This window comes from Flavobacterium pallidum (assembly GCF_003097535.1).
In the GTDB taxonomy this organism is placed as follows: Bacteria; Bacteroidota; Bacteroidia; order Flavobacteriales; family Flavobacteriaceae; genus Flavobacterium; species Flavobacterium pallidum.
The window spans coordinates 2952568-2971503 of the sequence record NZ_CP029187.1 but is presented as its reverse complement, the minus strand read 5'-3'; the positions used below and the strand labels follow the sequence as shown (position 1 = coordinate 2971503).

The window sequence follows — 18936 nt, the reverse complement described above, 5'->3', positions numbered from 1 at the left end:
AAATATTATTCTTTGGGCACAAAGCCTTAAAAGTCGTATTTTTACGGCAAATTTTTTTGAATGGCTTTTGATAAAGAAAAACTGCTCGCGCTCTGCAACAAATTTTCTGAAAATACACTAATGCGAACGCTGGACATCCAATATATTGATGCCGGCGAAGATTTCCTGACCGCGACGATGCCTGTAAACCCAAATGTCCACCAACCTATGGGATTGCTGCATGGCGGTGCAAGTGTCGCACTGGCAGAAAGTGTCGGCAGCGCGGCATCGATGTTGTTTTCAGATCCTGAAAAAGAGGAGGTGAGGGGCATAGAAATTTCGGCGAACCACCTGCGCAGCAAACGTGAAGGAATGGTTTGGGGAACGGCACGTATCATTCATAAAGGCAGGACGTTGCATCTTTGGGAAATACGAATTACGGATGAGGACAATAAATTGGTTTGCCTGTGTAAACTCACCAATATAATCCTTCCCAAAGAAGCGTCAAAATGAAACCGGAGATTCCATTAGCATCACTTTTTGTGATGGCACAGAAACATTTTGACAAAGAGTTCCCGTTTGTATTGTACAAAAAGCCGCATGCAAAAGTGATCCGCGGATTGTTCCAAGAATCAGATGAAACACATTCGATTCAGGATTTCACAGAAACCGGCTATGCATTCGTATCATTTTCCGGAAATGAAATGCTGCTCATCCCTGAAAGGGATTCGGATTTCCAATTTGCAGTTTTTGAAAATCAGGTTCGGGATAAAGAAGTGATTTCATCATCAAAAAAAGCAGAAACAAACAGGGAATTTCATTTAAAGCTTGTCAACGATGCCATTCGGGCCATATCACAGCAAAAGTTCGATAAAGTGGTTTTATCCAGGAAGGAAATGGTTGAATTGCCACATTTCGACTTTGGACAGATTTTTATATCATTATCCAAAAATTATCCCGAGGCCTATGTTTATTGCTGGTTTCATCCAAAAACGGGATTTTGGTTTGGCGCTTTTGCAGAACAGCTCCTGAAAACCGGTAATGGGAAATTGCACACGATGTCGGTTGCCGGGACACAAAAATGGCATGAGGGGCTTATTTGGATGGAAAAGGAAAAACAGGAACAGCGATTTGTCACCGATTTTATTACTGACGAACTCAAGCCATTTTCAACGGCAGTAAATGCCAGCACGCCTTATACGCTTAAGGCAGGGACATTGGCGCATGTTAAAACTGATATTACGGCGGAATTGAAACCTGGAGCGCATTTAAAGAATATTGTTGAGGCATTGCATCCAACCCCTGCGGTTTGTGGCCTGCCAAAGCAACCTGCATTGGATTTTATCCTTGAAAATGAAGGCTATGACCGGGGTTTTTATTCCGGATTCCATGGCGAACTGAATAAGGATTTCCTAAATGGAAATGAGCAGACTGATTTTTTCGTAAACCTGCGCTGCATGCATGTGGAAGCTTCAGGGAATACGGCAAACCTTTACATTGGCGGCGGCATTACCAAAGACAGTAACCCTGAGGCGGAATGGCTTGAAACGGTGAATAAATCACAAACCATGAAAAAAGTATTATTATAAACAATAAATTTATGAAACTGGATATATTGGCTTTCGGGGCGCACCCTGATGATGTGGAACTGGGTTGTGGCGGTACATTGGCAAAAGAAGCAGCGCTGGGGAAAAAGGTCGGGATTATTGATTTGACAAGAGGTGAATTGGGTACACGCGGCACCGCTGAGATCCGGGATGGTGAAGCCAAAGCCGGTGCTGACGCCCTGGGGATCGATGTGCGCGAAAACCTGAATATGCGCGATGGTTTTTTTGTCAATGATGAAAAGCACCAGCTCGAAGTGATTAAGATGATCAGGAAATACCGGCCGGAAATCGTCATTTGCAATGCGGTTGACGATAGGCATATTGATCACGGTAAAGGCAGTAAACTGGTTTCGGATGCCTGTTTCCTTTCAGGATTGATTAAGATTGAAACCGATTATGAGGGGCAAATACAGCAAGCCTGGCGGCCGAAAATAGTATATCATTACATCCAATGGAAAAACATTGAGCCTGATTTTGTCGTAGATATTTCCGGTTTTATCGAAAAGAAAACAGCAGCGATAATGGCATATAGTTCCCAATTTTACAAACCAGGCAGCGACGAACCGGAAACGCCAATTGCTACGAAGAACTTTCTCGAGAGCATCCATTACCGCGCTCAGGACCTCGGAAGGCTTATCGGGACGGATTATGCGGAAGGTTTTACCACAGAAAGATATTTGGCCGTCAATAGTTTAGGTGACCTGATATAAATTTACTGTAATTTTTTTAAAATTTTCTTTGCCGGATCAACCTTTTTGCGATATATTTGCGCTCACAAAACACACGGTGGTTGTAGCTCAGCTGGTTAGAGCATCGGTTTGTGGTGCCGAGGGTCGCCGGTTCGAACCCGGTCATCCACCCCATTTGGAAGCCTTGAGGAAACTCAGGGCTTTTTTTATTGGATATGCTGAGGCCAAAATATGACTAAAGTATTTCCCAATTAAAACTTAAATCCCTTTTCTGCGGCAGCGTAAATTCTTAAATTAGTATAAAAACAAATGCTATGTCAGAATACATTTCAATCGGGCACAGGATTACCGTGCCATCGCTTCGGGATTACATCATCACACATCAACTGAATGCAGGGGATTCACTTGTCGTCAGTCCACAGGATTTCCAGGAACTGGTACATGAAATGAAATCTTCGGGAGAAACGATTCCAGATATTCCCTTTAATCTTTTAGGGGTGAATATTTTAAATGATTCCACAGATACTGTGCCAATAGGGAAGGTACAGATTGTAAAAAATGAAAAGCCATATCTTTAGATCTGGCTTTTTACTATTTTAAGGAATTCATCCTGGCGGTCGATAAATACGTTGTGTGAACTGTTATCGATATAAAAGACATTGCTTTTCCCAATGATTGCTTTTAATTTTTCAATCTGGCTTTCAGAATAAAGACTATCATCTTTACCGTACAATCCAATGACTTTCATCTTTTTGGATAAGGCTGAAATGTTTGCCGACAAATCAAGCGAGGTATAATTTTCATTTTTCCAGAAGCCTTTCGGTCCTTGCGGTGTCATTTGCGTGGCATATTTGTATTCGGGTGTTTTTTTCAGGTCGTCATAAATCTTTTGAGCTTCAGAGCTGATGTTTTTCGGTTTATAAAAGCCATTCTGCATTGCATACATAAAACAATAACTGCTGAATTCCAGGCTGCTTTTATCCATTTTTTCCAACATGTCCATATAGCCAAGGCTTGATTTGTCCTCTTTATCAGTGTATATTTTCCGGCAACGTTCGATAATATTTGCAAAAGATTCCTGAAGTGCGATCGGGGCGCCAACCAATATTACGGCATTTATTTTTTCAGGATGCTTTTCTGCGTAAAGCGTGGCCACAACACCGCCGAAACTATGCCCCATCAGCGTCACTTTCTGAATTTTGAATTGTTCCAGTAAGCCGTCAATATCTTTAAACGTTTCCTCAAACGTAAATTTGGCATGCTCATCGGTCGAGCGCCCTTCACCACGTCGGTCATAAACGATGACAAAATAACCTTCATCAGCAAGTTTTTGTGCTGTCGAAGCTTCAAAATTGGCGCTGTTGTAGCCCGGGCCGCCATGCAGGAACAATATTGGCTTTGCCTTTTCGGAACCGAAAGTCTTGGTGTACAATTGTTGTGCCGAAACGACTTGAGCAACAATTAAAAATAATATTGAGATTATTTTTTTCATAATGAATATTTATTTTCCGTCTTTATCTACTTTTATCCTTTCCTCACGGTTCGCAATTTCCCAGGCGATGGTAAATGCCAGTTGTGCCCTTTTTGCCAAAGCATCAAATTCGATCTTATCGACTTCATCGGTATCCTTATGGTAATCGGCATGGGTACCATTGAAAAGGAATACGGATGGTATGCCCTTTTTTGCAAAGTTGTAATGATCTGACCGATAATAAAAACGATTGGGATCTTTACGGCTGTTGTATTTGTAATCCAGTTCCAGGTTAACAGATTTCTTATTCGATTTCTCACAGATATTATACAGATCGGTCGAAAGGTAATCAGAGCCGATTACGTAAATATAATTGCTGTTTTTATGCAGGTCATCCCTACGCCCGATCATATCAATATTGACATCGGCGACAGTTTTTTCGATAGGAAACAACGGGTTTTCGGAATAATACCTTGAGCCATGCAAACCATGTTCTTCGCCGGTAACATGTAAAATCAATATGGAACGCTTTGGTCCGTGCCCGTCTTTTCTTGCCTTTTCAAAAGCCTGCGCAATTTCCAGCAACGCTACCGTTCCTGAGCCATCATCGTCGGCACCGTTATATACTTTGCCGTCCTTTATTCCCACATGATCATAATGTGCCGACACCACAATGATTTCGTCAGGTTTCTCAGTACCTTCAATAAAAGCCCAGATGTTTTCAGAATCGGGAAGACTTTCACCGTATTTCGCATTCATGAATGCTGCAGGGACTTTTTGGTAGAAACTGTCAGCACCTTTAGGAAATGGAATTCCTTCAGATTTATATTGGTTGATCAGGTATGCGCCTGCCTTTTTCTGTCCTTCTGAGCCTGTTTCCCGGCCTTCCATCTCATCAGAAGCTACAATGGTCAGGTGTTTTTTAAGCTCATCGGCAGAAATGGTGTTTATGTATTTTTGGACATAGCCGCTGGGTTTATTACTCGAACACGACATGTTCAGGGCAATCAGGAACAGTAATGATATGCGTCTCATAATCAGTGCAGATTGATTAATGTATATACCGAAAATACGAATAGTATGGCCGATATGATAAAAAAGTTGATAATGAACAGCGTTACGCTTTTCAGAAACGAAACGGTGCGTGTTTCGCCGTAAAACCTGTGGTGCGCCGGAAAAAAATAGTACAGCATCCAGCAGGCGAACCCGAAAACAAGGAAACTGGAGATAATGTCGGCAATATCCGAATGCATCAGCCCAAGCAAATAATCGATTGACTGCGCAATCAGCGTCACGAGCAGCACAAATGAAAAATAATGCAGCGTGAATATGCCGTGGTCGAAATAGTACCAGCGCTTCTTGCCATGGAAAAGCCACAGAAAGAAAGCAAAAATCGGCATGTAAATGAACAATACCTTCGGGAAATTGTGCAGGAATGACTCCTTGAATTTCGTAACAAGCTCATCACCGGTCATATTGTCCTGATTGACCATAGTCATCTTGCTGTAAAACCAATAACCGAACGGTCCGAGTTTCTTATCTTCAGGCAGGGAGCGCTGTACCGAGTCCAGTTCTTTCATTGATTTGTAACCGAATTCCTTGCCAAAGCTTATCGATTGGTATTGCTGTTCCAGGGATTTTTTCATCGTTTTGGCTTCCTCTCTGGAAAACTGCCCCGCTGCCTGCAGCGAATCAATCCTTTTTTGCCGCGACAATACCAAATCGATTTCCCTGACCGCTTTGGCTTCAGACTGGCTCAACTCGACACCTGGCTTCGGCCTGAGTTCTGCCAGCGAACGGTGTTCCTGTTCCTCTTCTCCCGAGGAAAGCATCGAAAGCATAAGAAAAGTAATGAAACTGATAAAAATATACAGCCTTACCGGCGCCAGATAGGAGAGGCGCTTGCCCGAGAGATATTCTTTGGTGAGCGAGGCCGGCTTGAAAAGCAGGTTACGGATCGTTTTCCAGAACGCGTTCTCATAATGCGTCAGGTCTTCGAAAAAGTGAATGAAAAGATGGTGGAAAGTCTTGCGCGAATCAGTGTTTTCCTGCCCACAATTGGGGCAAAAACGCTGGTCGACCACATGGTTGCAATTCAGGCAGGTTTTGTCTTTTCTGATTTGGCTTTTGGACATAAAAACGTTATAAGGCGGATTGGTTAAAGGAGTTAAAACTACTAAAAAAATCAGAATTTACACCCTTTGTTTCGCACTAATGGTTACCTCAGGACTTCTTTAACGAAATCCAGCATGCTTTCCCAGGAGCGTTTGTCGGCTTTTTCATTGTAAGCGGCACCTTTCGAGTTGTCGCTGCCTGCATAAGGATCGGTGAATGCATGCACGGCATTGGCATAGAACACCATTTGCCAGTCGGCTTTAGAATCCCGCATTTCGTTCTGGAAAGCAGCCACCTCGTCAGCAGGCACGTTGGGATCGTCCGCTCCGTGAAGTACCAGCACTTTCGCAGCAAGCGGGTCATTTGGGCGGGAAGCATCTTTTTTCAATCCGCCGTGAAACGACACCACGCCTTTTACAGGCATTGCGGCACGAGCAGCTTCAAGTGCGCCGGTCCCGCCGAAACAGTATCCGATGACTACGATTTTATTCGGATCAGCACCGGCTTTTACCAGTTGTTCCAAAGCGAGTCTGATGCGTTTTTGGTAAGCTTTGTAATCCTGCTTGTAAAATCCTGCCTGTTTTCCGGCTTCGGCACCATCTTTCGGGTAATTCCCTTCCCCGTAAATATCGGCGATAAAAGTATAATAACCCAGATCGGCCAGCTTTTGCGCACTTTCCTTCGCATGTGCATCTATGCCTTTCCAGGCGGGGAGCACGAGAATCCCTTTTTTATCTTTTTGTGCTTTGGAAGGCGTTACGGACAAACCATTGAGTTTTTGGCTGCCGTCATAATAAGCTACGGGTTTCAGCTGAGCTGATAAATGGCCACCGATCATTGCGATGCATAAGTAAAGAAGCGTTTTCATAAGCGAATTTTTCTGATGTTGTAACAAATATCGGGAATCTAAATTTTGAAAAGTTTTTTGGTTGAAAAAATTAACGTGGTTTTGATAACTTTGGGCAAAACAAAATCAAATGCAATCAAAAGCCACCACAGTAGAACAATATCTTGAGGAGCTTCCTGAGGAACGCAAAAGTGCCATTGGAAAATTGCGGGCGACCGTTAGGGAAAATCTCCCCGATGGTTTTTCAGAAGGGATCGCATACGGCATGATTACCTATTGTGTGCCACACAGCATTTACCCGGATGGCTACCATTGCAACCCGAAATTACCCTTGCCTTTTATGAGCATCGCATCTCAAAAGAACTTCATTGCGCTGCATCACATCGGGATATATGCGAACCAAAAATTGCTGGATTGGTTTGTCGGGGAATATCCAAAACATTCTAAATGGAAACTTGACATGGGAAAGGGCTGTATACGGTTTAAGAAACCTGAAGCGATACCTTTTGAACTGATTGCGGAACTGAGCCGTAAAATTTCTGTTCAGGATTGGATTTCAATATACGAAAATAACCTGAAGAGGTAATTAACGGAAAATGGCATACACCGCCATGAATAAAATAAAAAGCGTGATGAACAATAAAAACCTTACCAGGCCCAGTTGTGGATCATGGTCCCGTCCTTTACTTACGATATGTTTCCTGGATAAATGCTGCATTTTCATGTCTGTCGTTTGTGACGTAAAGTTATCATTACCATTTCCAACTGGCAATACCCGAAAACCCTGAATTTTGATTGAGGGAATAAGTAATTCCGGAACCAAGCGTTAAGGGTTTTCCCTATATTGAAATGTAATTAGCGAGGGTTTTCCCTAATTTCGTTAGTAAAAACCCTTAATACATTCAGGGAAAACCCTTGATGAAAATATTTTTTTTTAAATTATTTTTGTTTTGAAACAATTTTAAACCCCTTATTTATTATGGAACAAAATCTCATCCCCGGACAACAAATTACACTAGCTACAGCGACAACGCTTACCGGTAACTTTCGGTTAAAATATCCCAATGCCATCAAAGGATACCTCGTATCTGCTGAGAATATAAAAATGATATTGGATCAGGCCGGCTGTACAGGCATCAGGATTTATAATGGTTATGATGAAGTTACGGGACAAATTACGCCCGTTATAGTGGGTACTAATGCGAGTAACAACGATATTTGCTCAGGAGTGATTATGGATAAGGCTGCCCCATGTCCATCTTTTTGTGATGCATCAAGCGCACTTTGCAAATAATATTTTGAAATGAAGTTGTTCCAGATCGCTATTTTCAGCATTTATTTTCTTTCTACTTTTATCCTATTTGGCTATTACCTGAGCAGAAAAAAGAAAATCGGATTTGGGACACCTTTAATTTTCAACTTCCTGTTAATAATTTTATTATCAGATATATACGAGATTTTCGCGATGACGTACAGCATTCCGTCCGCGGTACATTACAAAGTCTATACCTTCACTGAATTTTATGTATTATTATGGTATTTTTTTCAGTTGAACCGATGTCGGATAAAAGGGCTATACATCCTGTCCGGAATATTATTTTTCCTGCTGTTTATCTATGTGTGCATTGGATTCGGATGGGATTTCAGCGAAAGCATGCTCACAGATTCCTACCTTTCCGCATTTGCCACAATAGCCATTTATATTTTCTCAATTCATTGGTTTACAGGTGTTTTTAAAGACCTTCCTGAAACTTCCCTTTTGAAACTCCCTGATTTTTATTTTGTTTCAGGGATAATCATGTACTTATTTGGGCCTATATTTTTATTTTTGCTGAGCAGTCAGCTCATTAACGCTGATAATGAAGGATTTAAGGATTACTGGCTTATCAATATTGTCATTAACATCATTTTAAGGCTTTTTCTAATGTTCGGAATATGGAAAATCAGGAAGTGAATACCGTTTTATGGATTGGCACTTCAGTCTCGCTTTTTTTTGGCGGCGGGCTGATTTTTCTGGTACTTTTTTACCAAAACCATTTGGCAAAAATCAAGAGGATCGAAGCTGAATTATTGCTTAAGGCAGCACTACAAAGTGAGAAAAACGAACGCACGCGCATCGCTGCTGATATCCATGATGGCATCTCTGGCGACCTGAATGCTGTGCGTAATTTTATCACGATCCTCCAAAAGCAGGAAGCAGACGAGGATAAAATGTCAATATTAAAAGGCATCCATTCCGGCATTGAAGCCGCATTGCAGAACACGCGCTCCATTTCATATAAGCTGATGCCGCAGTTACTGGAATCGGCTGGATTAGTCATTGCGCTCGAAGATTATTTTGAGAGGCTTACAGCTGCCTATAAGGGCATTGAGTTCAATATAGAAGCCCCAAATAAGGTCAGCCTTGCGCCGGAAAAAGCTTATGAGGTATTCAGGATTGTACAGGAGTTTTCAACGAATATGATTAAATACGGACAGATTTCAAAATGCACCGTCATGTTTTATGAACGTCAGGATAGCGTCATTATAGAAATAATAGAAGACGGGAATCCGTACAATTTTGACGCCTTGTTCAAAATTTCAAAAGGAGCCGGTATGGGCAACATTCGGTCACGTTTAAAAATACTGGAAGCCGCTTTTGAACAAAAGCAAACCACTTCAGGCAACCATTTTTCAATCGTCATAAAAACATCAGCATGATAAAAGTTGCCATCGTCGATGATCATCAACTGTTCAGGAAAAGCCTTGTCCTGCTGGTCAATTCGTTTAAAGGCGTACAGGTTGTCTCGGATTCCGAAAATGGAAAAGTCTTTATCGAAAAGCTGGAAAAAACGGAAATAAAACCAGATATCGTATTGCTTGATATTGAGATGCCTGAAATGGATGGATATGAAACCTGCATCATCCTGCGACGCAATTTTCCTGAGATCAAAGTACTTATAGTATCACAGCTTACCACCAAAGAAAGCATCCACAAGATACTGGAATTGGGAGCCCATGGATATTTCACAAAAAATTCCGATCCCGGCCAATTGCAGCAGGCCATCAAAAGCCTCGAAAAAACAGGTTACTATTTCGGTATGGAATTGGGAAGCGTGATCAGGGAAGCGCTGCTGTGGCAAAACCGCTCTAATATTAATGTAGAGGAAACCGAAGTAGAGCAAGGGGGGCAGGAAGCTGATAAGGCCGATAAAAACGGGCTAAGCGAAAGGGAAATTGAGATTATCAAGATGACTTGCCAGGAATTCAGTAATGCGGACATCGCCAAAGAACTTTGCATTTCTGCAAAAACTGTTGAAGGGCATAAAAAACGCATTCTCGATAAGACCAATACTAAAAACTTCATTGGAGCCATTATTTACGCATTCAGGAACAATTATTTATCCATGGACGACTTTGGCTTATAAGTTAAACAACTGTTATTTATTCTAAAATTTATATTGACTTCTCAAGATTAAGGGTTTTCCCTTAAAAAAAGATGAAAAAAAAATGAAAATATAGGGTTTACCCTTAATGAATCCTTATTTTTTTTTAATAAATTTACTATGTCCACACACCATAACAACATACTACATAGTTTAATTATTAACCCCTAATAAATAAAAGATTATGTGTACTAATCATCAAATCCGTTTCATTAAGAAATCAGGACTGCAAAGAATCGACCAGAGAATTGCTTTTATAGGTGGCGTGAATCCAGATGGTACGACATGGCAAATATCTCAAAAAGAAGCTATTATCGGAATCGAATCCGGTAAATGGATATTTTACATCACCTGCAATGAAGAGTTTTCGAAAGTGATAGTAGCTGTAAGTCCTGATGCTGATAAATACCTCAAAGCAGAACTGGACTTCCTGGATTTGTCATTGTTAATGTTACTTCCAGATTATCCTTTAGGATTGCAATTGGGTTAATGCAATAAAGTTTTAGTTTTTTCGTTTGTCCTCAATACTTAAAAAATGAAATTTCCTTTTTTACTTTTCGCGGTACTGTTTTTCACAAAATCTTTTTCCCAGGATTACAAGCTTATCGAAGAATCAAAACATGTGCAGAATAAAACACGTGCTACCGAAATTGCCCAGCAATTTGTTGCAACAAGTAATGGAAAGTTCAGGCTTTATACTACAAAAGAATCCTATAACGCAGGAATATTACGCTTTCGTTTCGTTCAGAATGAACTTACAGATGAAGACCTGAAAAACGGGAATTTTACAGAAGCGCAACGCCAGGCATTTATTACCGTGGATTTTTCGTTCTATAATGGAGGTGAGGATGTCAATGCGCCAAGACCGGAGTATGTGACCTATAAACTCAATGAAATTACGGCATCATACGATGACTTATTTGTCATCTGGAAAAGTTTTTTCAAACCACATGCTGATTTTGAAACCACTAAAACTGACGCAAAGAGCCAGTATTTAAAAGATCCCGAAAAAAGGATCGATATCTATATTTTTCATGCAGAATCAGGATGGGCATTGCGAAATCTTTCTACGCTTTGATTCCGAATTTTCTAAGTAAATTAGCGCAAATTTTTGTGCTTGAGAACTTCTTACATTACTTCAAATTCGGCCCCCGAATTCAAAAAGCAATTGCTGCTTTGGTCTGAACAATTCGCAGAAGTGGTTTTTCTGGACAGCAATGAAAACAATCAACAGTACGGCAGCTACGATGGTATCCTTGCGGTAGATGCTTTTACGTCATTGAAAACCGATTTTTCAAACGCCTTCGAAGAACTTCAGAATTACCAGAGAAATGCAAAAGACTGGATATTCGGTTACCTCACTTATGATTTAAAAAATGCCACTGAAGAACTGGTTTCAGAGAATCATGACGGACTCGGTTTTCCGGATTTGTTTTTTTTCCAGCCTAAAAAACTTTTTCTCCTTAAAGGGAACACGATAGAGATCCAGTACCTGAATCTTTGCAGTGAGGAGTTGCATGTTGATCTTGAAAATATCCTTCAAACTAAAACTGATTCTGAGGCTTCAGAAATAGCGGTTGACATCTTCGGGCGCATTACAAAAGAAAGCTATATAAAAAAGATTGGTAAAATGCTCAATCACATCCATCGGGGAGATATTTACGAAGCCAATTTCTGTATGGAATTTTATGCGGAAAACGCATCCATCAACCCGATTCAGACTTTTCAATCATTAAATGCCTTGTCAAGACCGCCTTTTGCAGCTTTCTTCAGAAACAAAAACCATTACCTGTTGTGCGCTTCTCCGGAAAGGTATCTGAAAAAATCGGCATCGCAGATTATTTCCCAACCTATAAAAGGCACTGCTAAACGGCACGATGAAATTGATGCTGATAACGCTGCCGCAGAAAACCTGAGGCTGGACCCGAAAGAACGGTCTGAAAACATCATGATTGTAGATTTGGTGCGCAATGACCTTTCAAAAACCGCACAAAAAGGTAGCGTACATGTTGCGGAATTATGCGGCATTTATTCGTTTCCGCAGGTGCACCAGATGATTTCAACAATCACTTCAGAAGTCGGTTCGCAATTTTCAGCAACAGATGTTATTAAAACCACATTTCCAATGGGGAGTATGACGGGTGCGCCTAAAATTTCGGCAATGAAAATCATTGAAGAACTGGAAGAAACCAAACGGGGCCTGTACAGTGGGGCCGTCGGATATTTCACACCTGAAAATGACTTCGATTTCAATGTTGTCATCAGGAGTATTTTGTACAATGCAACTGATAAATACCTGTCTTTTTCAGTGGGAAGTGCCATTACATCGCTGTCAGATCCTGAAAAAGAATATGAGGAATGCCTGCTCAAAGCCAAAGCGATGTTCGCCGTACTGAACGCCCCGCTCCGGGATTTTTAGTATATTTGAAAATGATTACAAAGCTGCGGATACACCTCACGGAACATTTTCCCTTCCTGACACATAAAAAGCTGTTGCTGGCTGTTTCCGGCGGTCTGGACAGTATGGTGATGGCACATTTGTTTTCGCAGTTGCCGTTTAAGATTGCCATTGCGCATTGCAATTTCGGGCTTCGCGGTGAAGAAAGTGATGCAGACCAGGCTTTTGTAAAATCCTTTGCTGAAAAGCACGAAATTCCGTTTTTCCATACCAGGTTCGATACGCAATCTTTTGCAAAGGATTATAAATTGTCAATACAACTCGCAGCGAGGGAATTGCGGTACAATTGGTTTGCGGAATTATTGCAGCAAAAGGAGCTGGATTACCTTGTTACCGCACACCATGCCGACGACAATCTTGAAACCTTCCTGATCAACTTCAGCCGCGGCACCGGCCCGGAAGGATTGACCGGCATTCCTGGAAAAATCGGGAATATCATTCGTCCGTTATTGCCTTTTTCGCGTGATGAAATTGAAACTTATGCAAATGAAAATGCCATCCAATGGCGCGAAGACAGCAGCAATGCCTCAGATAAATATTTACGCAATAAAATACGCCATCACGTTGTTCCTTTGCTGAAAGAAATTAATCCTTCTTTGTTGGAATCTTTCAGCAATACATCCTCTTATCTGCAGCAGGCGATGTCGATGGCAGATGATGCTTCAAGGATCGTGTACCGCAAAGTGGTCACGGAGGAATCACATCAAAAAAAGATAAATATCGGCGAATTGCTGGTGTTGCCTAATTACAAAGCCTACCTGCACAGTTGGCTCGCGCCGCTTGGCTTTACTGCCTGGGAAGATATTTACCATCTGGTCCATGCCCAATCGGGAAAACAGGTTTTTTCAACCCATTTCCGTTTGCTTAAGGACCGTGACTTTCTTTTATTGGCAGCTGTTGCAACTGAAAATCCAACAGAATTGTACATTGAAAAAGGAGTAGGGGAAGTTAATTTTCCCTTAAAATTATCCTTTCGCAAAGTAAACGGCATTTCCGATGCGCCAAATACGGTTATCTTTGCGGACGAAGATTTGCTGCATTTTCCATTGATCCTGAGGAAATGGCATGAAGGTGATGATTTTCAGCCATTTGGAATGAAAGGGCAATCGAAAAAAGTCAGTAAATTCTTCAAGGACGAAAAGCTTTCCGCGTTTGAAAAAGAGCAGGCGTGGCTTTTATGTTCCGGAGACGATATCGTCTGGATTGTTGGTTTACGACAGGACGAACGTTTTAAAATTCAACACAAAACTCAAAACATACTACAAATTACGCTTCATAATGAGACTTCAATTTCCCCTTAAACATTTAGTATCTGTATTCTTTTTATTGGTTTTTACCCAAATCAATGCCCAGATTTTCACTCCTGTAAAATGGACTTCCCGGGTTGAAAAAATAAGCGCCAACGAGTTCAGCCTTATAATGGAAGGAACTATTGACGATGGTTGGCATGTATATTCGCAATTTTCCCATCCCGATGGCTCAATGCCCGCAGTGGTAAAGTTTGCCGATGCAAAAGGAAATTATATTTTAAGTGGAAAAACGTCGGAAGGCAAGACCGAAAAGGAATTCAGTGAGGCTTTTGAAGTAGAGGAAACCTTTTTTACGCACAAGGCTTTATTTAAGCAAAAAGTAAAAATCACCAATGCTGCATTGACAAAAATCAAGGCAACTGTCGAATACCAGGTTTGCAAGGACCGCTGCATTAATGACGAAAAAGCGTTCACTTTTGACATTCCGAAAGTCCCTGCCGCAGCGATAGCCCCTGCAACCGAAATTCCCGAAACGGCTGTTCCTGCAGATACTGCCAAGGCCGAAGAAATAGTGAACGACACTGTGAAAAAATCCACTACGGTTAAATCCGGCGATACAGCAGGCACACCTAAAAAAGGAGCGCCGCAAAGCTTGTGGCTGATTTTCATCGGGGCGATCTTAGCCGGAATGCTGGCGACTATCACGCCTTGTGTGTTCCCTATGATCCCAATGACGGTAAGCTTTTTCATCAAGCAGTCAGGTTCAAAATCGAAAGGGAAATTCAACGCATTCTTTTACGGATTTTGCATTATAGCGATTTACGTACTGATTTCAGTACCATTCCATTTATTTGAAAAACTGGACCCGAACATGTTTACTGAAATCTCTACCAATGTGTACCTGAACCTGTTTTTCTTCGTTATTTTTATCATTTTTGCCATTTCGTTTTTTGGCGCTTTTGAAATCACGATGCCAAACTGGCTCGCCAATAAAGCCGATAATGCTTCAAATTCCGGCGGACTTTTAGGGATTTTCTTCATGGCGATGACATTGATCATTGTATCGTTTTCATGTACAGGGCCTGCGCTCGGTTTCGTATTGGGCAGCGTCCTTTCCACCGATGGTGGTGCTACGATCCTCACATTTGCGATGCTCGGTTTTGGCCTTGGATTAGCGCTGCCATTTATTTCGCTGGCCTTATTTCCAAGTTTATTAAAAAACATGCCGAAATCAGGAGGCTGGCTCAATACCGTAAAAGTAGTTTTCGGGTTTATCGAGCTCGCACTGGCATTCAAATTCCTTTCCAGCGCCGACCTGGTACTCGAAACGCACATCCTGGACAGGGAATTGTTCCTGGCGTTCTGGATAGCGATTTTTGGTGCATTGACGCTATATCTTTTTGGGAAAATCACTTTGCCACATGACGATCAATTGTCGCATATTTCTGTGGGACGCATGCTTTTCGGGTTGCTCACGTTAGCATTTACGGTCTATATGATACCAGGATTATGGGGCGCGCCGCTGAAAATGATCAGTGCGTTCCCGCCTCCGCAGACATACAGCGAAAGTCCTGATGGTTTCGGGAGCAACACCGCTGGCGCTTTGCCGGTTTTGCCCGAAGGGGCTGTTTACGGACCGCATCACATCGTGTCTTTTGAAGATTATGGCGAAGGTTTGGCTTATGCTAAAAAAGTCAACAAGCCGGTGATGCTCGATTTTACCGGAAAAACCTGCCAGAACTGCAGGCTGACGGAAAATAATGTGTGGTCTGATCCCAAAGTCCTTGCCATGCTCAAAAACGATGTGGTACTGATTTCACTTTACGGGGATTCTGCCGTGGAATTGCCTGAAAGTGAAAAATATGTCTCCAAAGCTACCGGTTCAGAAATTACCACTGTAGGTAAAAAATGGTCTGATTTTGAAAGGGAAAGATACCAGAGTAATGCGCGTCCGTATTACGTACTGATGGGGCTTGACGAACAAAACCTAAATGAGCCGATTGCCTACACGCCTGATATTGATACCTATTATAAATGGCTGAAGGATGGCGTTTCGAGGTTTAAGAAATAGATTGCAGAGAGGATTCAGGACTTTAGGGCTGTAAGATTTTAAGACTGTAAGATTTTAAAATAGGAACTATTTATATAAGAAGTCAGTAGTCCTAAAATCCAATAATTTACCTTCCAAATGCAAATAATTCCGTTTCCGTTTTTTTTCCGAGGTATAGATCCCTGATAATTTCCGCAGCAATTACGCTGAAAGTGATTCCGTTTCCGCCGTATCCCAATGCGAAATACATGTTCGGGTGGTTTTCATGCTCACCAATGAACGGCAATCCGTCTTTGGTTTCCCCAAAAGTACCACACCAGTAAAAATCCGTTTCAATCTGGATATCCGGGAATAATTTATGGAAACGTTTCAGGATGTAGGAATTTTTGCGCGCCATTAGTTTATCCCTGCGTTTCGGATCATAAAATGGTTCGTCAAAACCGCCAACCATTACGCGGTTGTCAGCCGTGGAACGGATGTAGATATAAGGCCTTGCCGTTTCCCAGATCAAGCATTTTTCGTTCCAGAACGTTGCCTCTTTAATAGGTTTGCTGACCAATACATAGGTCGAATGCAGCCGCATCACTTTTTCATCCAGGAGATTTTCAGATTCATAGCCGGGTGCGGCTACAACTTTTTTGGCCTTGATGGAATTTCCTTTCTGCGTAAGCGCGACAATGCCGTTTCTTTTATGTTCGATACTGACGATTTCAGTGTGGCTGTAGACCTTCAGTCCTGATTTTTTCTTGTGGTATTCGAGGATTTGGGTACACAATTTGAAAGTATCGATTATCGCGGAACAATCGTTATATAATGCCAGTTCACGGTCGATATTAAACTTCTCTTTGAGTTGTTTTTTATCCAAAAGCTCACAGGGAAGGCCATGTTTTTTGCGTGCTTTATATTCTCTTCGAAGTGTATTCGCACCGGTTTTATCAGAAGCCAGATTCAGGCACGATTTCATTTCAAATTCACCGTCGATGCCCATCTGCCCTATGATTTTCTGCAAAGTAAAAATGGATTCGAGGCACATTTTGTAAGCTTTGGCTGCTTTTTCCTCCCCAATAATTTCAATGAGTTCATGAAGATAAACATCGATCTCGTACTGCAATTGTGCCGTACTGGCAGTGGTGCTTCCGGTTGATGCCATCCGTTTGTCAGCGATAACGCATTTTACCCCGGCCTCACAAAGGAAATGTGCTACCAAGGCACCTGTAATCCCGGAACCGATGATAAGTACTTCGGTCTCGGTATTTTCATCTAAAGTGTCGTAATCTTTCGCAAGTCCGTTTTTAATCAGCCAGAAAGGCAAGCCAGATTTAAGGTCCATGGGTTTGGTTTACCTAAATTTAATGAAATGGTTTTTGATGGAAAAACTTTATTGATTTTTTATAGTTTGTTTTGCAGAATTGGGTATTTTTATCCCACTAAACGCCATTAAACATTTATACGCCATGCTCATTAAAATCTTCGGAAGCGCCGTCTTTGGCGTGGAAGCCACAACCATTACGGTGGAAGTCAATATGGACAAAGGGATTGGTTACCATCTTGTGGGACTCCCTGATAATGCTATCAAAGAAAGCAGTTTCCGCATTTCGGCGGCGCTTAAGAACAACGGGTACAACATGCCCGGAAAGAAAATCATCATCAATATGGCCCCGGCCGATCTGCGAAAGGAAGGTTCTGCCTACGACCTCACTTTAGCTATCGGGATACTCACCGCTTCAGGCCAGATCAAATCTGACGAGGTTGAAAAATACATCATCATGGGCGAACTTTCGCTTGACGGCAGTTTACAGCCGATCAAAGGCGCATTGCCCATAGCCATTAAAGCGCGCGAAGAAGGATTTAAGGGTTTTTTCCTGCCGATACAAAATGCTGATGAAGCAGCGATTGTGGACGGGATCGATGTGTATGGCGTTTCCAACGTTTCAGAAGTGATTGATTTCTTTGAAGGAAATGGCACTGTCGAACCTACTGTTATTGACACCCGTTCGGAATTCTTCAAAACCCTGGACTTCCCTGAATTTGATTTTTCGGATGTAAAAGGGCAGGAGAGCATTAAAAGATGTATGGAAATTGCGGCGGCCGGCGGACACAATATTATATTGATCGGGCCGCCGGGAGCAGGCAAGACGATGCTTGCGAAACGATTGCCGAGCATCCTTCCGCCGATGACGCTTCGGGAAGCACTGGAAACGACAAAAATCCACAGCGTCGCCGGAAAACTGAAGGAAGCCGGATTGATGAACCAACGCCCATTCCGAAGTCCGCATCATACGATTTCAAATGTAGCGCTTGTAGGAGGCGGCAGTTACCCGCAACCCGGTGAGATTTCGATGGCGCACAATGGCGTATTATTCCTCGATGAATTGCCGGAGTTTAAGCGCGATGTACTGGAAGTGATGCGGCAGCCTTTGGAAGACAGGGAAGTCACCATTTCACGGGCGAAGTTTACGATTACCTATCCGTCATCATTTATGTTGGTGGCGAGTATGAATCCGAGTCCGGGTGGGTTCTTTAATGATCCGGATTCCCCTTCAAATGCATCCCAGCATGAAATGCAGCGCTATCTTGGGAAAATTTCAGGGCCTTTATTGGATAGGATCGACATCCATATTGAAGTCACCCCGGTTCCTTTTGAAAAGCTGTCCGATGACTGCAAATCTGAAAACAGCGCCGAGATTAGGCAACGCGTCATCAAAGCACGTGAAATACAGACACAGCGTTTTGCAGCATTGGAAAAAGTGCATTACAACGCACAGATGAGCACCAAGCTGATCCGCGAATATTGTAAGCTCGACGAGGCTTCTTTACAATTGCTAAAAACCGCGATGGAACGCCTGAACCTTTCCGCAAGGGCTTATGACCGTATTTTAAAGGTTTCGCGTACGATTGCTGATCTGGACAAACAGGAGCAGGTAGCATCGTCACATATAGCAGAGGCAATACAATACAGGAGTTTGGACCGGGATGGCTGGCTGGGGTAGGATATTAGCAGTGGCATTGGCAGCCTCAGTTGACCGTTATACAACGCCGCGAAAA

The 18936-nt window shown here is 42.3% G+C and carries 21 protein-coding genes and 1 tRNA gene; 16 read left to right on the top strand and 6 right to left on the bottom strand.

What is annotated here, in order from left to right:
- Positions 1-60: 60 nt before the first annotated feature.
- The 5 genes from HYN49_RS12405 (at position 61) to HYN49_RS12385 (ending at position 2853) form a co-directional block, all read left to right on the top strand.
- On the top strand, positions 61-492 hold the full coding sequence (locus tag HYN49_RS12405) for a PaaI family thioesterase (RefSeq protein WP_108904410.1): 432 nt from the start codon (positions 61-63) through the stop codon (positions 490-492).
- Positions 489-1568: an isochorismate synthase gene (locus tag HYN49_RS12400; RefSeq protein ID WP_245892186.1), complete on the top strand. Its 1080-nt coding sequence runs from the start codon at positions 489-491 to the stop codon at positions 1566-1568. Before HYN49_RS12405 ends, HYN49_RS12400 begins: the two co-directional genes overlap by 4 nt.
- Before the next feature lie 11 nt (positions 1569-1579).
- Entirely contained in the window at positions 1580-2296 is a 717-nt protein-coding gene (gene bshB1, locus HYN49_RS12395) for a bacillithiol biosynthesis deacetylase BshB1 (RefSeq protein WP_108904408.1), read from the top strand.
- Between the two features lie 76 nt (positions 2297-2372).
- Positions 2373-2449: transfer RNA gene (locus HYN49_RS12390), tRNA-His, on the top strand.
- Positions 2450-2589: 140 nt separating this feature from the next.
- Positions 2590-2853 carry a hypothetical protein gene (locus HYN49_RS12385; protein WP_108904407.1) on the top strand — a complete coding sequence of 88 codons (264 nt, stop codon included), beginning with the start codon at positions 2590-2592 and terminating at the stop codon, positions 2851-2853.
- Here HYN49_RS12385 and HYN49_RS12380 read toward each other — a convergent pair.
- The 4 genes from HYN49_RS12380 to HYN49_RS12365 form a co-directional block, all read right to left on the bottom strand.
- Positions 2850-3767 (bottom strand): alpha/beta hydrolase, encoded by a 918-nt coding sequence (locus HYN49_RS12380; protein ID WP_108904406.1) that lies wholly within the window; start codon positions 3765-3767, stop codon positions 2850-2852. The two genes, HYN49_RS12385 and HYN49_RS12380, sit on opposite strands and share 4 nt — an antisense overlap.
- A 9-nt stretch (positions 3768-3776) precedes the next feature.
- Positions 3777-4781 (bottom strand): M28 family metallopeptidase, encoded by a 1005-nt coding sequence (locus HYN49_RS12375; RefSeq protein ID WP_108904405.1) that lies wholly within the window; start codon positions 4779-4781, stop codon positions 3777-3779.
- A 2-nt stretch (positions 4782-4783) separates the two neighbouring features.
- Entirely contained in the window at positions 4784-5881 is a 1098-nt protein-coding gene (locus HYN49_RS12370) for a DUF3667 domain-containing protein (protein WP_108904404.1), read from the bottom strand.
- An 83-nt stretch (positions 5882-5964) separates the two neighbouring features.
- Positions 5965-6729, bottom strand: a complete 765-nt coding sequence (locus tag HYN49_RS12365; RefSeq protein WP_108904403.1) for a dienelactone hydrolase family protein — start codon at positions 6727-6729, stop codon at positions 5965-5967.
- A 109-nt stretch (positions 6730-6838) separates the two neighbouring features.
- Here HYN49_RS12365 and HYN49_RS12360 point away from each other — a divergent pair, with 109 nt between their 5' ends.
- The gene (locus HYN49_RS12360) at positions 6839-7294 is read left to right on the top strand and encodes a DUF1801 domain-containing protein (protein ID WP_108904402.1); all 456 of its coding nucleotides are present in this window, start codon (positions 6839-6841) and stop codon (positions 7292-7294) included.
- Here the strand turns inward: HYN49_RS12360 and HYN49_RS15180 are convergent, their stop codons facing one another.
- On the bottom strand, positions 7295-7432 hold the full coding sequence (locus HYN49_RS15180; protein WP_181368957.1) for a hypothetical protein: 138 nt from the start codon (positions 7430-7432) through the stop codon (positions 7295-7297). It lies immediately after the preceding gene.
- 255 nt (positions 7433-7687) lie between these two features.
- On the opposite strand from HYN49_RS15180, the gene HYN49_RS12355 reads away from it, so the two are divergent.
- The 9 genes from HYN49_RS12355 (at position 7688) to HYN49_RS12315 (ending at position 15912) form a co-directional block, all read left to right on the top strand.
- Positions 7688-8002: a hypothetical protein gene (locus HYN49_RS12355; RefSeq protein WP_108904401.1), complete on the top strand. Its 315-nt coding sequence runs from the start codon at positions 7688-7690 to the stop codon at positions 8000-8002.
- 9 nt (positions 8003-8011) lie between these two features.
- Positions 8012-8662: a hypothetical protein gene (locus tag HYN49_RS12350; protein WP_108904400.1), complete on the top strand. Its 651-nt coding sequence runs from the start codon at positions 8012-8014 to the stop codon at positions 8660-8662.
- Positions 8644-9408 carry a sensor histidine kinase gene (locus tag HYN49_RS12345; protein ID WP_108904399.1) on the top strand — a complete coding sequence of 255 codons (765 nt, stop codon included), beginning with the start codon at positions 8644-8646 and terminating at the stop codon, positions 9406-9408. Before HYN49_RS12350 ends, HYN49_RS12345 begins: the two co-directional genes overlap by 19 nt.
- Entirely contained in the window at positions 9405-10115 is a 711-nt protein-coding gene (locus tag HYN49_RS12340; protein ID WP_108904398.1) for a response regulator transcription factor, read from the top strand. The genes HYN49_RS12345 and HYN49_RS12340 overlap by 4 nt, the downstream gene beginning before the upstream one ends.
- 202 nt (positions 10116-10317) lie before the next feature.
- Positions 10318-10623, top strand: coding sequence for a DUF3892 domain-containing protein (locus HYN49_RS12335; protein WP_108904397.1), 306 nt, complete (start codon positions 10318-10320; stop codon positions 10621-10623).
- 45 nt (positions 10624-10668) lie between these two features.
- Entirely contained in the window at positions 10669-11211 is a 543-nt protein-coding gene (locus HYN49_RS12330; protein WP_108904396.1) for a hypothetical protein, read from the top strand.
- Between the two features lie 39 nt (positions 11212-11250).
- The gene (locus tag HYN49_RS12325; protein WP_108904395.1) at positions 11251-12552 is read left to right on the top strand and encodes an anthranilate synthase component I family protein; all 1302 of its coding nucleotides are present in this window, start codon (positions 11251-11253) and stop codon (positions 12550-12552) included.
- 11 nt (positions 12553-12563) lie between these two features.
- On the top strand, positions 12564-13892 hold the full coding sequence (gene tilS, locus HYN49_RS12320) for a tRNA lysidine(34) synthetase TilS (RefSeq protein WP_108904394.1): 1329 nt from the start codon (positions 12564-12566) through the stop codon (positions 13890-13892).
- Positions 13870-15912, top strand: coding sequence for a protein-disulfide reductase DsbD family protein (locus HYN49_RS12315; protein WP_108904393.1), 2043 nt, complete (start codon positions 13870-13872; stop codon positions 15910-15912). Before tilS ends, HYN49_RS12315 begins: the two co-directional genes overlap by 23 nt.
- 106 nt (positions 15913-16018) lie before the next feature.
- Here the strand turns inward: HYN49_RS12315 and HYN49_RS12310 are convergent, their stop codons facing one another.
- On the bottom strand, positions 16019-17221 hold the full coding sequence (locus HYN49_RS12310) for an NAD(P)/FAD-dependent oxidoreductase (protein ID WP_108904392.1): 1203 nt from the start codon (positions 17219-17221) through the stop codon (positions 16019-16021).
- A 124-nt stretch (positions 17222-17345) separates the two neighbouring features.
- On the opposite strand from HYN49_RS12310, the gene HYN49_RS12305 reads away from it, so the two are divergent.
- The gene (locus HYN49_RS12305) at positions 17346-18881 is read left to right on the top strand and encodes a YifB family Mg chelatase-like AAA ATPase (RefSeq protein WP_108904391.1); all 1536 of its coding nucleotides are present in this window, start codon (positions 17346-17348) and stop codon (positions 18879-18881) included.
- The last annotated feature ends 55 nt before the right edge of the window (positions 18882-18936 follow it).

What these genes read in the sequence shown, in the direction of transcription:
- bshB1 (WP_108904408.1), top strand. Translation starts at nt 1,580, where the DNA reads ATGAAACTGGATATATTGGCTTTCGGGGCGCACCCTGATGATGTGGAA.
- HYN49_RS12360 (WP_108904402.1), top strand. Translation starts at nt 6,839, where the DNA reads ATGCAATCAAAAGCCACCACAGTAGAACAATATCTTGAGGAGCTTCCT.
- HYN49_RS12380 (WP_108904406.1), bottom strand. Translation starts at nt 3,767, where the DNA reads ATGAAAAAAATAATCTCAATATTATTTTTAATTGTTGCTCAAGTCGTT.
- tilS (WP_108904394.1), top strand. Translation starts at nt 12,564, where the DNA reads ATGATTACAAAGCTGCGGATACACCTCACGGAACATTTTCCCTTCCTG.
- HYN49_RS15180 (WP_181368957.1), bottom strand. Translation starts at nt 7,432, where the DNA reads ATGAAAATGCAGCATTTATCCAGGAAACATATCGTAAGTAAAGGACGG.
- HYN49_RS12310 (WP_108904392.1), bottom strand. Translation starts at nt 17,221, where the DNA reads ATGGACCTTAAATCTGGCTTGCCTTTCTGGCTGATTAAAAACGGACTT.
- HYN49_RS12330 (WP_108904396.1), top strand. Translation starts at nt 10,669, where the DNA reads ATGAAATTTCCTTTTTTACTTTTCGCGGTACTGTTTTTCACAAAATCT.
- HYN49_RS12385 (WP_108904407.1), top strand. Translation starts at nt 2,590, where the DNA reads ATGTCAGAATACATTTCAATCGGGCACAGGATTACCGTGCCATCGCTT.
- HYN49_RS12315 (WP_108904393.1), top strand. Translation starts at nt 13,870, where the DNA reads ATGAGACTTCAATTTCCCCTTAAACATTTAGTATCTGTATTCTTTTTA.
- HYN49_RS12305 (WP_108904391.1), top strand. Translation starts at nt 17,346, where the DNA reads ATGCTCATTAAAATCTTCGGAAGCGCCGTCTTTGGCGTGGAAGCCACA.
- HYN49_RS12340 (WP_108904398.1), top strand. Translation starts at nt 9,405, where the DNA reads ATGATAAAAGTTGCCATCGTCGATGATCATCAACTGTTCAGGAAAAGC.
- HYN49_RS12355 (WP_108904401.1), top strand. Translation starts at nt 7,688, where the DNA reads ATGGAACAAAATCTCATCCCCGGACAACAAATTACACTAGCTACAGCG.
- HYN49_RS12350 (WP_108904400.1), top strand. Translation starts at nt 8,012, where the DNA reads ATGAAGTTGTTCCAGATCGCTATTTTCAGCATTTATTTTCTTTCTACT.
- HYN49_RS12370 (WP_108904404.1), bottom strand. Translation starts at nt 5,881, where the DNA reads ATGTCCAAAAGCCAAATCAGAAAAGACAAAACCTGCCTGAATTGCAAC.
- HYN49_RS12400 (WP_245892186.1), top strand. Translation starts at nt 489, where the DNA reads ATGAAACCGGAGATTCCATTAGCATCACTTTTTGTGATGGCACAGAAA.
- HYN49_RS12405 (WP_108904410.1), top strand. Translation starts at nt 61, where the DNA reads ATGGCTTTTGATAAAGAAAAACTGCTCGCGCTCTGCAACAAATTTTCT.
- HYN49_RS12345 (WP_108904399.1), top strand. Translation starts at nt 8,644, where the DNA reads ATGGAAAATCAGGAAGTGAATACCGTTTTATGGATTGGCACTTCAGTC.
- HYN49_RS12375 (WP_108904405.1), bottom strand. Translation starts at nt 4,781, where the DNA reads ATGAGACGCATATCATTACTGTTCCTGATTGCCCTGAACATGTCGTGT.
- HYN49_RS12335 (WP_108904397.1), top strand. Translation starts at nt 10,318, where the DNA reads ATGTGTACTAATCATCAAATCCGTTTCATTAAGAAATCAGGACTGCAA.
- HYN49_RS12365 (WP_108904403.1), bottom strand. Translation starts at nt 6,729, where the DNA reads ATGAAAACGCTTCTTTACTTATGCATCGCAATGATCGGTGGCCATTTA.